Source organism: Chryseobacterium indologenes (genome assembly GCF_001295265.1).
In the GTDB taxonomy this organism is placed as follows: Bacteria; Bacteroidota; Bacteroidia; order Flavobacteriales; family Weeksellaceae; genus Chryseobacterium; species Chryseobacterium indologenes_A.
This window is the reverse complement of the sequence record NZ_LJOD01000005.1, coordinates 170,353-184,950: the sequence shown is the minus strand read 5'-3', so window position 1 is coordinate 184,950 and position 14,598 is coordinate 170,353. Positions and strand designations below refer to the sequence as shown.

Here is a 14,598-nt window from a genome sequence, read left to right as displayed (position 1 = left end):
AATAAAAAGCAAATTTGCAGATCAGCAGGTTTGCTTTTTTTAAATTGTTATGCCAGAAATCAGATATTGGTACAGTTCAGTAAAATTAGCTTCAAAAGAGATTCTTAGGGAAATATTATTTTTAACAGAATGAATACAAGTTTGCACAAGATAGGCTGGAAAACAGCGGCCGCCATTGTCGTTTCTAATATGATAGGAACAGGAATATTTACGACTTTAGGTTTCCAGTTGTCTGATATTACCAATACATACAGCATTTTTCTTCTGTGGATTATCGGTGGAATACTGGCATTGTTCGGGGCATTTTGTTATGCTGAGCTGGGAGCTTATTTCAAAGGAAACGGAGGAGACTATATCTATCTTAAAGAAACATACCATCCTGTATTCGGGTATCTGGTAAGCTGGATTTCTTTAATTATCGGATTCTCTTCTCCTGTTGCTCTGGCAGCGCTTGCCATGTCAAAATATCTTTCAGTATTTAATGATTCTTTCGGAAATGGCTTTGCAATCGGGATAATCTTTCTTGTGGCCTTAAGCTTATCATTCAGTTTGAAAACTTCAAGCCGTTTTCATAACTTTTTTACTTTCATCAAGATTATTTTTATTACTGTTCTTATTAGTCTGGGTATTTTTATTTCAGATTCTCCGGCAGGAAATAGTTTAAATTTTGATAGCAGCTGGCAGAGTGAGATTGCACTTCCTGCTTTTGCAACATCCCTGGTTTTTGTTACCTATTCCTACACCGGATGGAACTCTGCTTCGTACATCGCAGGAGAAATAAAAGACGTCCACCGGAACCTTCCCAAATCTTTGATTCTGGGAACCCTCTTTGTAACGGTGAGCTATCTTCTTGTAAATTTCATCATGTTGAAACATGCCCCGGTAGGTCAGTTGGCTGGAAAAGAAGATGTGACGGGTGAGGCAGCCCGGAATATGCTTGGAGGCAGCTTTGGGAAAATTGTCAATATCTTTATTGCCCTTCAGCTGATTGCCACCATCAGCGGCTATCTGTGGGTAGGTTCAAGGCTGACACAGGCCTTCGCTAAAGAAAATCATTTATGGAAGTCCCTTGCCGTTACAAATGCAAAAAGAATTCCGGTACGTGCGATTTTCGCACATGCAGGCATTGCAGCCGTAATTATTCTCACAGGCAGCTTTAAAGAAATATTTGTCTATACCGCCTTTATCCTTCAGCTGTTTGCCAGCCTGTCCGTTTCTACTGTTTTTTTCCTTAAAAAAGAACAGCGGAAAATCTTTAAATCCAGTCTTTTTTATATTTTTCCAACGGTTTTTCTTCTGTTCAGTCTTTATATCCTTTATTTTACATTGGTTCATAACCCAAGAGAGAGCCTCATAGGGTTGGGAATTGTGGCCTTGGGAATTGTTTTGTATTTGCTGGACCGAAGACTTTCTAAATCAGAAAACTAAAGGGGTTTTAAATTGAATTAATAATTCTTATCTTTGCACTCTCAAAAAATCTACAATGTCTAAATCATTAATTCCAAAATTAGAAGCTATAAAACAAAGATATAATGAGGTTGCGGACCTTATTATACAGCCTGATGTTATTTCAGACCAGAAAAAATATTCTTCTTTGAACAAAGAATACAGCGATTTAGGGAAAATTGTAAAAGTGTATGATCAGTACAAAGGAGCTTTGGATGCCATTGAGGAATCTGAAGAGATTATTGCTGACGGGTCAGACAGAGATCTGGTAGATCTTGCAAAAGAAGAAAAACTGGAAGCTCAGGCTAAAATTCCGGCCCTTGAAGAAGAACTGAAAGTTTTACTGATCCCGAAAGATCCTGCTGATGACAAAAACGTAATTGTAGAATTACGTGCCGGAACAGGGGGGGATGAAGCAGCTATTTTCGTAGAAGATATCTACAGAATGTATACCATGTATTTCAAAGCAAAAGGATGGAGACATGAAGTGACAGATTCCAATGAAGCGGCAAAAGGCTACAAGGAATTAATCATGAAAGTAGAAGGAGAAGGGGTGTACGGAATCATGAAGTTTGAATCAGGAGTTCACCGTGTACAGCGTGTACCGGAAACAGAATCTCAGGGAAGAGTGCATACCTCGGCAATTACCATTGCAGTGCTTCCGGAAGCGGAAGAAGTGGATGTTGAGATCAACCCTGCGGATATCGAAATGCAGACTTCCCGTTCAGGAGGAGCCGGAGGTCAGAACGTAAACAAGGTTGAAACCAAAGTACAGCTTACCCACAAGCCTTCTGGACTAGTGGTTGTCTGTCAGCAGGCACGTTCCCAGCTGGCTAACCGTGAACTGGCGATGGAAATGCTTCGTGCTAAACTATATGACATCAAACTTCAGGAAGTTCAGGGAGATATTGCTGCACAGAGAAAAACAATGGTATCTACCGGAGACCGTTCTGCAAAAATCAAAACGTATAACTATCCTCAGGGAAGGGTAACAGATCATAGAATCAACAAATCTATGTATAATCTGGATGCCTATATGAACGGAGATATTTCCGAAATGATCGATGCCGTGATCATGGCGGAAAATGCAGAGAAGATGAAAGGTGAGGAAGAAAATTTATAAACAACAATATAGAAAGCTCTTGTTCATCAGGAGCTTTTTTTTGCATAAAACATGAGTCACTTAAATGAATATGAAGAATTTTAAAATTGTTTTATTGTGGGTGCTGGCTTTGGTAGGCCAGAATCTGATGGCCCAGGCTGAGGTAAAGAAACCGGCAGAAGTATTTGAAATGTACTTCGGGACTTTCGTTAAAAATGATCCTGCTGTACTCAGCAAATTAAATGAATATCTGAAACCAACCGTAGAAGGACAGGAAGCCTATCAGGTAGATTTTAAAACAGTTTCTGCGGAAACCCTGAAAACAAGTGTTGACGGATTTTTATCCGCGTTTTCAAAATCGGCTGAAGATTCCAGCAGAAAAGAAGCAGAGAACTATTTCACGGCTATGATGGATAATTTCAAAAATGGAAAAGTTACCGTTAAAGAAGTGAAGATTGTCCAGAATGAATATGTGGAAGATCAGAAAATAGCTGAGGTTACCTATGCCGTAAGCTTTAAGGTTCCTGCTAAAATGCCTGAAGGCCCTTCCGGGGATCCCAAGAAAATTAAAGCTGAAGAATTGAAGAAATATTTGACGGAAAGCGTTCAGAGCTTCAAAAATGCAGACAAGGAAGTAACAACGGAGCTTCAGTTCAACCTGTATCAGCTTACAGAAGGCGGGAAAATTTATTACTGGAACGGAAGCCCTGATGAAATTGTAACTTCTCTTACTGATTTTTATTTCGAGAGTTTCGGCTCTTAGCCACTATAAAAATAATGTTTGAAAGTCCTGATTTCGGGGCTTTTTTTATTTCATATACTTTACGTATTTTTGAGAAAATCGTTCGACATGAATTTTAAACCAATCTTATTAACTGCTGGAGTTCTGTTTTCAGCATCTTTTTATTCTCAAAAAATGAATTATCCTAAAGCATTAAAAGGAAGCCAGACAGATACCTATTTTGGCAGCGTAGTTTCCGATCCGTTCAGAGATCTGGAAAACGATTCGGATGCTACCAAAAAATGGGTGGATGAAGAAGTAGCCTACAGCGAAAGTTATCTTTCTAAAATTCCTTTCAGAAATAAGATCAAAGACCAGCTGAGAGACATCTGGAACTACGAAAAAATTTCAGCGCCTTTCAAAGAAGGCGATTATACCTATTATTATAAAAATGACGGGCTTCAGGCGCAGTCTATCCTTTACAGAACACATAATAAGACAAAAGCAACAGAGATATTTTTAGATCCTAACAAATTTTCTGATAAAGGAACTACCTCACTTTCACAGCTGTCATTCAACAAAAAAGGAAACCTTGCGGCTTATTCTATTTCTGAAGGCGGAAGTGACTGGAATAAGATCATCATCATTGATGCTGTTTCTAAAAAGCAGATCGACGAGACCCTGGTAGATGTAAAATTCAGCGGAATTTCATGGCAGGGCGATGAAGGCTTCTATTATTCAAGTTATGACAAACCGAAAGAGGGAACTGTACTTTCCGGAATGACGGATAAGCATAAAGTATTCTTTCACAAACTGGGAACCAAGCAGTCTGAAGACAAGTTAATTTTCGGAGGAGATAAAACTCCGAGAAGATATTTAGGAGCAGGCGTGTCTGAAGACCAGAGATACCTGATCATTTCAGCAGCTAATGCAACCAATGGAAACGAGCTTTATATTAAAGATCTTAAAAAAGGCGGCGATTTTGTACAGATTGTAAAAGGATTTGATATCAATGCCAATATCGTGGATACACAAGGCGATGATCTTTTCATTTTTACCGATAAGGACGCTCCAAATATGCGACTGGTAAAAACCAGTATCAAAAATCCGGCTCCTGAAACCTGGAAAGACGTAATTCCGCAGACAGAAAATGTATTAGGGATCTCTTCCGGTGGCGGGTATTTCTTTGCAACCTATATGATTGATGCCATTGATCAGGTAAAACAATTCGACAAAACCGGAAAACTGGTAAGGGAAATTACGCTTCCCGGGAAAGGAAATGTAGGAGGTTTCGGAGGTAAAGAAACAGAAAAAGAGCTTTATTTCTCTTTCAGCAACTATATTACACCGGGAACAACCTATAAATTCAATGCTGATACAGGAAAATCAGAAGTCTATCAAAAACCTAAAGTGAAGTTCAACCCGGATAATTACGTTTCAGAACAGGTTTTCTACACTTCAAAGGACGGAACAAAAGTTCCGATGATGATTAATTATAAAAAAGGAACAAAGCTTGACGGTAAAAATCCAACCATTCTTTATTCTTATGGAGGATTCAATATCAGCCTTCAGCCCGCCTTCTCCGTAGTAAATGCTATCTGGATGGAAAACGGAGGTATTTATGCTGTTCCAAATATCCGCGGTGGCGGTGAATATGGTAAAAAATGGCATGATGCAGGTACCAAAATGCAGAAGAAAAATGTTTTTGAAGATTTTATTGCCGCAGGAGAATATCTTCAGAGCAAAGGCTATACTTCCAAAGAATATATGGCACTTTCCGGAAGGTCAAACGGAGGGCTTCTGGTAGGGGCTACCATGACCATGCGTCCTGATCTGGCGAAAGTTGCTTTTCCGGGAGTAGGTGTTCTGGATATGCTGAGATACAATAAATTTACAGCAGGAGCGGGCTGGTCATATGATTACGGAACTGCAGAAGATAACAAAGAAATGTTCGAATATCTTAAGTCTTATTCTCCGGTACACAACGTGAAAAAAGGAACCTGCTATCCATCAACAATGATTATCACCAGCGATCATGATGACAGAGTGGTTCCTGCGCACTCTTTCAAATTCGGTGCCGAACTTCAGGAAAAACAGGGATGTAAAAACCCTATTCTGCTAAGAATTGAGAAAAATGCAGGCCACGGTGCAGGAAGATCAACTGAACAGGTGATTGGCGAAAATGCCGATCTTATCTCTTTTGCTTTATTTGAGATGGGAATCAAAAAATAAACTTAATTAGAGTAAAAATAATTAAAGTGGATAGTTTTATTAAAATTATCCACTTTTTTTAATTCTATGTTGAGGGTATTCGTTACTTTTGTGCTGGATATTTAAAAATTATTAATTCTATTCAGTTAGAAAAGTTATGAAAAAAAGAATTCTACTAGTTTGTGCATTAGCTGCTGGTCTTACCAGTTTTAATGCGCAGAGATGGGAACCCGCCTCACAAAAAACCTCTGAGATCAGAAAAGAGGTAGATGTTAAATACTCGTACAGAGTAGATTTACAGTCTCTTAGAAATATTCTTAAAGATGCTGTAGAAACTGGAAAAGGAGCTACACCGGTTATTATTTCTTTACCAACAGCAGAAGGAAAGATTGAAAAATTTGCCGTTTACAGCAATCCTGTATTGGAAAAATCTTTGGCAGATAGATATCAGTTAGGCTCATATATGGGAGTAGGGGTTGATGATCCTTCCAAATATTTAACCTTAAGTACTTCACCTGCTGAAATGCAGTCAATGATTATCAAAGACGGAGTATTTCAGTTTATTGAACCAATATCTGTAAACAAGCAGACATACGGTGTTTTTTATAAGACCAACAAAACATCAGGTGAGCACGGATTTGACTGCTCAACAGAAGATAGACAACTTGATATAAAAACTTTAGAGGCCCACGGGAAAAAAAAACTTTCTAACCTGGGAATGACCAACAGGCCTTCTAGTACTAAATTCAGAACATACAGGCTTGCACTGTCTGTTACAGGAGAATATACGACATATTTCGGGGGAGCTGCAGGAGCGGTAGCTCAGATCAATAATACAATGACTCGTGTGAACGGGGTGTTCCAGAAAGATTTCGGAATTCAGCTGAATGTATTGGATCTTCCTAACCTTATTTATACCAATGCAGCATCTGATCCTTATTCAAATTCTGATGAGATGGGGAACTGGAACCTACAGTTACAACAGACATTAACACAGCAGGTAACAAATGCTGGTTATGATATTGGTCACTTATTCGGAGCTACAGGCGGTGGCGGAAATGCAGGCTGTATCGGCTGTATCTGTGTGAACCCTACAACTAATAATCCAAGAGGAAAAGGATCAGGATATACTTCCCCTCAAGACGGGATTCCAAGCGGTGATAATTTCGATATAGACTATGTTGCTCATGAAATGGGACACCAGTTGGGAGGAAATCATACTTTCTCAAACAGCACAGAAAGTTCAGGTGCCAATGTTGAGCCAGGAGGAGGAACAACAATTATGGGATATGCAGGAATTACGCAGGATAATCTTCAGGATCATTCCAACGCTTATTTCCATTATAAATCTATTGACCAGATCATGACGAATCTGGAAGGGAAAACTACATGTGGAACATCTCAGAACATTACTGTTAATACACCGCCGGTAATTTCTGCTCTTACACCTTACACCATTCCTAAAGGAACAGCTTATTACCTTCAGGCTTCAGCAACAGATGCAGATGCACTAAACTATACATGGGAACAAAATGACAGTGTTGGAGACACAAGTTCTATTTCCGGAGATAGTGGCTGGGGATACAATGCTGAAGGAGCAATGTCGAGATCAGTAGAAGGTACAGCAAGCGGAATAAGATATTTCCCTAGATTATCCAGTGTTATGAACGGAGTGCTAACTGACAAAGCGAACTGGGAAACCGTTTCATATATTCCAAGAGTACTTAAATATGCATTAACCGTTAGAGATGCTAATGCTCAGCGACCAATGCTTTCTTCTGATGAAGTTAATATTACCGTAGGAAATGACGGACCATTCAAATTTAATGGCCTTACCTCTGCTTCAGTGTTGTATAATAACGTTTCCAATACAATTTACTGGGATGTAGCTAATACCAATGCAGCACCTTACAATGTTGCCAACGTAAAAATAGATTATACAACAAATAACGGAAATACATGGACAGATTTAGTAGCATCTACTCCTAATACAGGAAGCTATGCGGTACAAATGCCAGGTAACCTTACAGGGGCTGTTAAACTAAGAATATCAGCTTTAAACAGCATATTCTATGCTGTATCTCCTGCCATTACTGTAGGTACTGCTCCTACATCTTCTACCGCTGCTCCTACAGGGGTTAGCGCTTTAGATGCGGAAATCTTCAAAACAACAGCAAGAGTTTCATGGAATAACGTTCCGGGAGCTACTTACCTGATCAATTACAGAAAAGTAGGAACTACTGCCTGGTCTAATGCAACAAGCACAACAAATTCAGTGGTCCTGAACAACCTTGAGGATGAGACAAATTATGAAGCACAGGTAGCTGCTGTTGTAAACAGTGTGCCGGGAACCTATTCTTCAAACTATGCTTTCAAAACAAAAGGATTAAGAACAGGTGTAGACTACTGTCTTATGACTACAGGAGGTAATAACATGAATATTGACTATTACAGTGCATTATTAGGATTCTCTTTATCAAACCTGACGCATCAGGAAGGTACAAATGTACCTGCTATTTCTAAAACGTATGTAGACTATTCTGAAAATACCAATAAACTTATCAATCTTGTAAAAGGGACCCAATATACCCTGAACTTTACAAATTATGCCAATAGAGCCGGAGGTTATGAAGACTGGTTCCAGGCTTGGATAGACTTCAACAGAAATGGTGTTTTTGAAGATTCAGAGAAAATAGGATCTGCTAGTGATCTGCCGGATAATGGCGGATATCATACGGGTTCTTTAACATTTACAGTACCTGCGAATGCATATTCCGGACACAAGCTTCTGAGAATGAGAGTAGCAAGCAGCTTCTATATAGAGCCTGACGGACCATGCGGCTCTCCTGCAATTCCTGTAGGCCCTGGTGAGTTCCTTTCAGCAGGTTCATTCAGAGACTTCCCGGTTAAGATCACCAGCGGATTAGCTGTAGATGAGACCAACAATCCGAAAGGATCAGAAATCTCTATTTATCCTAACCCGGCAGATACTTTCGTAGAAGTTAAAAATCTGAAAGGAAAAGCAGATTATAAGATCTATAGTGCAGACGGAAGATTAGTTCAGGAAGGAGCAATAGACGGTCAGAGAATCAATGTGGCAGCCCTGATCAAAGGAATGTATGTGATCACAATCAAAGACGATAAAAATACATACAATACGAAACTGATCAAAAAATAATCAGATCGTTTATCAATAACTCAGACCGGGCATTTGTCCGGTCTTTTTTATGTTAAAAATCAGAAAAACAGAATATTAACATAAGTTTCATGTTTCATCCAAAAAAATTAACTTTACAGAGACAAAAATTATTGGAATGCGAAAGACAATTTCTGTGAAAAAACCGGACTTTAGTGTAGCCCCTCACGAAAGAGAAATCTACAGCTTTGAAAAAGACGGACTGGAGCTAAAATCATCCTATACCCAGGAAGATGTTAAAAATAAAACATTAACACAGACCTCACCGGGAATTGCTCCTTATCTCAGAGGGCCGTATTCCACGATGTACGTACAGAAACCGTGGACTATCAGACAGTATGCAGGTTTTTCTACCGCTGAAGAATCCAACGCATTCTATAGAAGAAACCTTGCCGCAGGACAAAAAGGACTTTCCGTAGCTTTTGATCTCGCAACACACAGAGGATACGATTCCGATCATTCAAGAGTTGTAGGTGACGTAGGAAAAGCTGGAGTAGCCATCGATTCTGTAGAAGATATGAAAATTCTCTTCAACGAAATTCCGCTGGATCAGATTTCAGTATCCATGACGATGAACGGAGCCGTACTTCCCATTTTGTCATTTTATATCGTAGCAGCAGAAGAGCAGGGCGTGAAGCAGGAGCTGCTTTCAGGAACCATTCAGAACGATATCCTGAAAGAATTCATGGTAAGAAATACCTACATCTATCCGCCTGCACCTTCCATGAAGATCATTGCAGATATTTTCGAATATACTTCACAGAACATTCCTAAATTCAACTCTATTTCCATTTCAGGATACCACATGCAGGAAGCTGGGGCCACTCCGGTGCTGGAAATGGCATATACCCTTGCAGACGGTCTTGAATATGTGAGAACCGGAATCAAAGCAGGAATGAACGTTGATGATTTTGCTCCCAGACTTTCCTTCTTCTGGGCCATCGGAATGAATCACTTCATGGAAATTGCAAAAATGCGCGCGGCCAGATACATCTGGGCAAACCTGCTGCAACAATTTAATCCGCAGAACCCGAAATCATTGGCATTAAGAACCCATTCCCAGACTTCAGGGTGGTCGCTTACAGAGCAGGAGCCGTTCAACAATATCACGAGAACAGCCATTGAAGCTCTGTCTTCTGCCTTAGGAGGAACGCAGTCTCTGCATACTAATGCTTTGGATGAAGCTATTGCCCTTCCAACAGACTATTCTGCAAAAATTGCAAGAAATACACAGATCATTCTTCAGCAGGAAAGCGGAATCTGCGATGTGGTAGACCCTATGGGAGGAAGCGGACTGGTAGAAAGCCTTACCCAGCAGATGATTGAAGAAGCCATGAAATACATTGATGAGGTAGAGCAGGAAGGCGGAATGACCAAAGCCATCGAGGCCGGAATTCCTAAAATGAGAATTGAAGAAGCTGCTGCCAGAAAACAGGCAAAAATAGACAGCGGTGAAGAATTTATTATTGGAGTAAACTCATTCAGAACTGCCTTAAAGCAAGATGATATTGAAATTCTGGATATTGATAATACCGAAGTACGAAGAAAACAGATCGAAAGACTCGAAAAAATAAAAGCAGAAAGAAATACCGAAGCCGTAGTACAAATCCTGAACGAAATCCGTGAAAGTGCTAAAACGGGAAAAGGAAACCTTCTCGCATTGTGTATTGAAGCAGCAAGAAGAAGAGTTACCCTTGGCGAAATGAGCGATGCCATGGAAGAAACTTTCGGAAGATATAAAGCCAACATTAAAACAATCTCTGGAGTATATGCCATGAATGCCGGAAAAAATGAATACTTTGAAAAAGCCCTTCATCTGACCCAAAAGTTTGAAGAAGAAGAAGGTCGCCGTCCAAGAATTATGGTGGCCAAAATGGGTCAGGACGGTCACGACAGAGGTGCAAAGGTAGTAGCAACAGCATTTGCCGATATGGGATTTGATGTTGATGTGGCACCCCTTTTCCAGACACCGGAAGAAGTGGCCAAGCAGGCTGTAGAAAACGATATTCATATTCTTGGAGTATCTTCATTGGCTGCAGGACATAAAACGTTGGTTCCCCAGGTTGTAGGAGAACTGAAAAAATTGGGTGCAGACGATGTTACAATTGTTGTGGGAGGCGTAATTCCACAGCAGGATTATGAATTCCTTTACGCTAACGGAGCTGACTTTATTTTCGGCCCCGGAACCAATCTTCCTAAATGTGCCGTGGAAATTTTAGAAAAATTTTTAGAAAACTAAACCCGAAAATCTTTAATTTCCGTAAAGAAATTAAAAGCATATCCTTATGAGGGTTAAAAATATAACAAAACCTGCGAAGAGAAAGCTTATTCTCCTCGCAGGTTTATTTTTTTTGGCAGTATTTTTTTTATTTACCTCAGGTAAAGAAGATAAACCTGTAAAAAAATCACCGGTTCCTGCTGATACAGAGCAGGTCATAAAACATTTGACAGCCCTTACCCAAACCCCGGAATTCCGGAATCATAAAAATATTAACCAATTGAATGCTGTAGCGGATTACATTCATCAGACTTTCAAAATGAATAGTGACAGTACAGGGTTCCAGGAGTATCAGGTGGATGGGCAGATCTACAAAAATGTCATCTGTTCTTTTGGAACAGAAAACAGTAAAAGAATTATTATAGGAGCCCATTATGATGTTTGTGGAGATCAGCAGGGGGCAGATGATAACGCTACCGGAGTTACAGCTCTTCTGGAGCTTTCCAGAATGTTTAAAGGACAAAAACTAACCTACCGGATAGATCTGGTTGCCTATACGCTGGAAGAACCTCCTTATTTCAGGACAGAAAATATGGGGAGCTACATCCATGCAAAATACCTGAAGGATAACAAAATTGAGGTGTATGGTATGGCAAGTGTGGAAATGATCGGCTATTTTAAAGATGAAAAAAGATCTCAGGATTTCCCTGTTGGCGTACTCTCATGGATTTACGGGAACAAAGGAGATTTCATTACACTGGTAAAAAAATTCAGTGGAGCAGGTCCTTTTGTAAGAAACTTTATAGATCATTTTAAAGATTCAAATCAGATAAAGACAGAAACCTTTCCCGCTCCCGGATTTGTGAAAGGGGTAGATTTTTCTGATCATCTTAACTATTGGAAATTTGATTTTCCTGCTCTTATGATCACCGATACCTCATTTTTCAGGAATAAAAACTATCACCAGACTACAGATACCCTGGAAACTCTTGATATAAAGAGAATGACAAAGGTAATTGATGCTATTTTTCTCAGCATTATTCACCTTAAGTGAAAAAAAATATTTGGATGATCAGAAAAATTTATATATTTGCACCTGAAAATAAAGTTTAACCCATTAAAAAAACAACGAAGCAATGTTCAAAACGAAACAGAATTCTACAGCTGGATTACCGCTTATGGCGGGAAGGCTTCGTGGTTTGGTACACTCTTAGAATAATAGTATAACGAAATATCAAAACCCGAAGTCGCCGAGATTTCGGGTTTTTTATTGCGCAATATTTCAAACTCAGAAGTTTTCCCGGAATCTTTTTTAGTGTCATTACAGGATGAAATGTCTGGAACTTTCATGTTCAGAGTCATGAGTCCTTCATTGTCAAACCCGTCAACTGAAATTTTAGTTGATTAAGAATTGCATGTGATGTATCAGAAGTGAATGTCTGGTGCTTCACCGCTGAACTCTCTATTAAATGGAAGATGATAACCTTCTGTCTTATCGGCTGAGAAGTCTGAGAAGCAGAAAAAGAACAATTAAAAAAGATGTAGAAAAACAGATAAGAAAAAAATATAAACGTAGTGATGAACTTTGGGAAATAAGAAGGAATATGCCGCTGATTCCTCTGGATGAACCTTATCAGTTAGGATTTGTAAGATTCTTTGTCGTAAGGGATGATGTGATGAGAAGCAAAGACGGAGCATTTTTCGAAGGAATTCTGAGGAAAATAAATACTTATATGTATTCCGGAAGCCGGCAGTTTCTGAAAAAGAAAAAAAAGTCCGGGCGGAGAATATATGTAGAACGGGAACAAAAACTCAACCGTGTTTCTTCATATTCCTGGATCAGTCCGAAGTTTGGACTTACCCCAGCAGAAAAGCAGTATTTCCTGAAAAAAGAAGAATACAACCCTTTCCATAAGTCCAACCAGATTTACTACGAATTCATTGAGCCGTGGAGATTTACCCTGAGAGTGAGACCCCATATGATTACCCATTACAAACCGGTAGATGCAGAACTGGAAAAAGAGTGTGCAGAGCTGGAATCGTATTTGGGGCAGCATAAAGTAAAAGGAATCATTCATAAAACCATTTATGGAAAATCCTACAGCTGGGAAATGAAGTATAAAACAGATCTTATCAAACGCAGGAAATATGTTGCCTGCACAATGTCTGCAACCGAGATTGCAGAAAGCTTTCTGGACTTTTAAGTCCGCTATTATTTAAAACAAAAACAATGGGAAATTTAAAACTAAAAGGAAAAGATATATTAAAATTGGGCTATCCGAACAATCAGAGCGTCAATGTAGCTTTAGAAGTCATGAAAAGAAATTTTGCCACTAAAAATATCCATTATGTGAAATCTCTTTTAAAGGAAATCCTGCTGAATCCGGAACATTTTGAAAAAGACTTAACCTTCGGGCAGATCGCAGAATCCCTTTTGTCTTCAAAGAAAACAGAAAAAAGAATGCTGAATACCCAGCGTGCCTCTTTTCAGATTTTTGGAAGTAATATTTCTGAAGAAGCCAAAAATCAGCTGTACACCGCTTTAAAACTGCCTGTATCGGTGCAGGGAGCACTGATGCCCGACGCACACAGCGGTTACGGCCTTCCGATAGGTGGTGTACTGGCTGTTGAAAACGCAGTAATTCCTTATGGAGTAGGAATGGATATAGGATGCAGAATGTGTCTGAGCATACTGGATACCCCGGTTTCATATCTGGACGGAGCAAGGGAAAAATATGAAAAAGCTCTTGCCGAACATACCAAATTCGGAATGTACGAAACGCACAAATCTCATGTTGAACATGAAATTTTTGACAGGGATACTTTTGATATGATTCCTATTCTGAGAAGATTAAAAGGAAAAGCCATCAAACAGATGGGGTCTTCCGGCGGAGGAAATCATTTCGTAGAATTTGGAGAAGTGGAAATCACGGAAGAAGATGAACAGATTGGGCTGCCAAAAGGTAAATACCTGGGAATCCTTTCACACAGCGGATCAAGAGGGCTGGGGGCAGAAATAGCCCAATACTATTCAAGAGTAGCCGCAGAGCAGTGCCCGCTTCCAAAAGAAGCCCAGCAATTTGCCTGGCTTGACCTGAATACCCATCTGGGGCTTGAATACTGGACGGCCATGAACCTGGCCGGAGACTATGCTTCTGCCTGCCATGACGATATTCACAGAAGACTGGTAAAAGCAGTGGGAGGAAGGATAAAAGCCCGTATAGAAAACCATCACAATTTTGCATGGAAAGAGATTCACAACGGAAAAGAAGTTATTGTTCATAGAAAAGGAGCCACTCCCGCCAGTGAAAATGAGCTGGGAATGATTCCCGGATCTATGACGGCGAAAGGATTTATTGTACGGGGTAAAGGAAATCCCGATGCCCTGAATTCAGCTTCACACGGAGCCGGAAGAGCCCATTCAAGAGCAGAATGCAGAAGCCTGTTTACGCAGAATGATATCAAAAAAGAGCTGAAATTAAATAAAGTCACTCTCATGGGCGGAAATACGGAAGAAGCCCCGATGGCCTATAAAGATATTCATGAGGTGATGAGTGCCCAGGGCGATCTGGTAGACATTCTGGGAACATTCCAGCCGAGAATCGTAAGAATGGATAAATAAATTGGATTGATTGTCTGGCCTTATAGGTTTTTTAACACGAAAGTTTTAAAGGCCTGTAAGGTTTATTAAAATACCTGAACAC

At 39.8% G+C, this 14,598-nt stretch carries 9 protein-coding genes; all 9 read left to right on the top strand.

The window, feature by feature from the left end; translation table 11 throughout:
• Positions 1-129: 129 nt before the first annotated feature.
• The 9 genes from AOB46_RS09820 (at position 130) to AOB46_RS09780 (ending at position 14,516) form a co-directional block, all read left to right on the top strand.
• Positions 130-1,428, top strand: a complete 1,299-nt coding sequence (locus AOB46_RS09820) for an APC family permease (protein ID WP_062698788.1) — start codon at positions 130-132, stop codon at positions 1,426-1,428.
• A 55-nt stretch (positions 1,429-1,483) separates the two neighbouring features.
• Complete coding sequence (gene prfA / locus AOB46_RS09815; protein ID WP_062698785.1) at positions 1,484-2,569, top strand: peptide chain release factor 1; 1,086 nt, start codon at positions 1,484-1,486, stop codon at positions 2,567-2,569.
• Between the two features lie 70 nt (positions 2,570-2,639).
• On the top strand, positions 2,640-3,311 hold the full coding sequence (locus tag AOB46_RS09810; protein WP_131724349.1) for a hypothetical protein: 672 nt from the start codon (positions 2,640-2,642) through the stop codon (positions 3,309-3,311).
• An 87-nt stretch (positions 3,312-3,398) separates the two neighbouring features.
• Positions 3,399-5,501 (top strand): prolyl oligopeptidase family serine peptidase, encoded by a 2,103-nt coding sequence (locus tag AOB46_RS09805; protein ID WP_062698781.1) that lies wholly within the window; start codon positions 3,399-3,401, stop codon positions 5,499-5,501.
• Between the two features lie 136 nt (positions 5,502-5,637).
• Positions 5,638-8,658 carry a reprolysin-like metallopeptidase gene (locus AOB46_RS09800; RefSeq protein WP_062698779.1) on the top strand — a complete coding sequence of 1,007 codons (3,021 nt, stop codon included), beginning with the start codon at positions 5,638-5,640 and terminating at the stop codon, positions 8,656-8,658.
• Between the two features lie 136 nt (positions 8,659-8,794).
• On the top strand, positions 8,795-10,915 hold the full coding sequence (scpA, locus tag AOB46_RS09795; protein ID WP_062698777.1) for a methylmalonyl-CoA mutase: 2,121 nt from the start codon (positions 8,795-8,797) through the stop codon (positions 10,913-10,915).
• A gap of 46 nt (positions 10,916-10,961) precedes the next feature.
• Positions 10,962-11,948, top strand: a complete 987-nt coding sequence (locus tag AOB46_RS09790; RefSeq protein WP_062698775.1) for a M28 family peptidase — start codon at positions 10,962-10,964, stop codon at positions 11,946-11,948.
• A 415-nt stretch (positions 11,949-12,363) separates the two neighbouring features.
• Positions 12,364-13,098: a hypothetical protein gene (locus AOB46_RS09785; protein WP_062698773.1), complete on the top strand. Its 735-nt coding sequence runs from the start codon at positions 12,364-12,366 to the stop codon at positions 13,096-13,098.
• A 26-nt stretch (positions 13,099-13,124) separates the two neighbouring features.
• The gene (locus AOB46_RS09780) at positions 13,125-14,516 is read left to right on the top strand and encodes an RtcB family protein (protein WP_062698770.1); all 1,392 of its coding nucleotides are present in this window, start codon (positions 13,125-13,127) and stop codon (positions 14,514-14,516) included.
• Positions 14,517-14,598 lie beyond the last annotated feature (82 nt).

Bases quoted from the DNA above. Each gene is read 5' to 3' on its own strand.
- AOB46_RS09820 (WP_062698788.1), top strand. From the start codon at position 130: ATGAATACAAGTTTGCACAAGATAGGCTGGAAAACAGCGGCCGCCATT.
- AOB46_RS09810 (WP_131724349.1), top strand. From the start codon at position 2,640: ATGAAGAATTTTAAAATTGTTTTATTGTGGGTGCTGGCTTTGGTAGGC.
- AOB46_RS09785 (WP_062698773.1), top strand. From the start codon at position 12,364: ATGGAAGATGATAACCTTCTGTCTTATCGGCTGAGAAGTCTGAGAAGC.
- AOB46_RS09800 (WP_062698779.1), top strand. From the start codon at position 5,638: ATGAAAAAAAGAATTCTACTAGTTTGTGCATTAGCTGCTGGTCTTACC.
- prfA (WP_062698785.1), top strand. From the start codon at position 1,484: ATGTCTAAATCATTAATTCCAAAATTAGAAGCTATAAAACAAAGATAT.
- AOB46_RS09790 (WP_062698775.1), top strand. From the start codon at position 10,962: ATGAGGGTTAAAAATATAACAAAACCTGCGAAGAGAAAGCTTATTCTC.
- AOB46_RS09805 (WP_062698781.1), top strand. From the start codon at position 3,399: ATGAATTTTAAACCAATCTTATTAACTGCTGGAGTTCTGTTTTCAGCA.
- scpA (WP_062698777.1), top strand. From the start codon at position 8,795: ATGCGAAAGACAATTTCTGTGAAAAAACCGGACTTTAGTGTAGCCCCT.
- AOB46_RS09780 (WP_062698770.1), top strand. From the start codon at position 13,125: ATGGGAAATTTAAAACTAAAAGGAAAAGATATATTAAAATTGGGCTAT.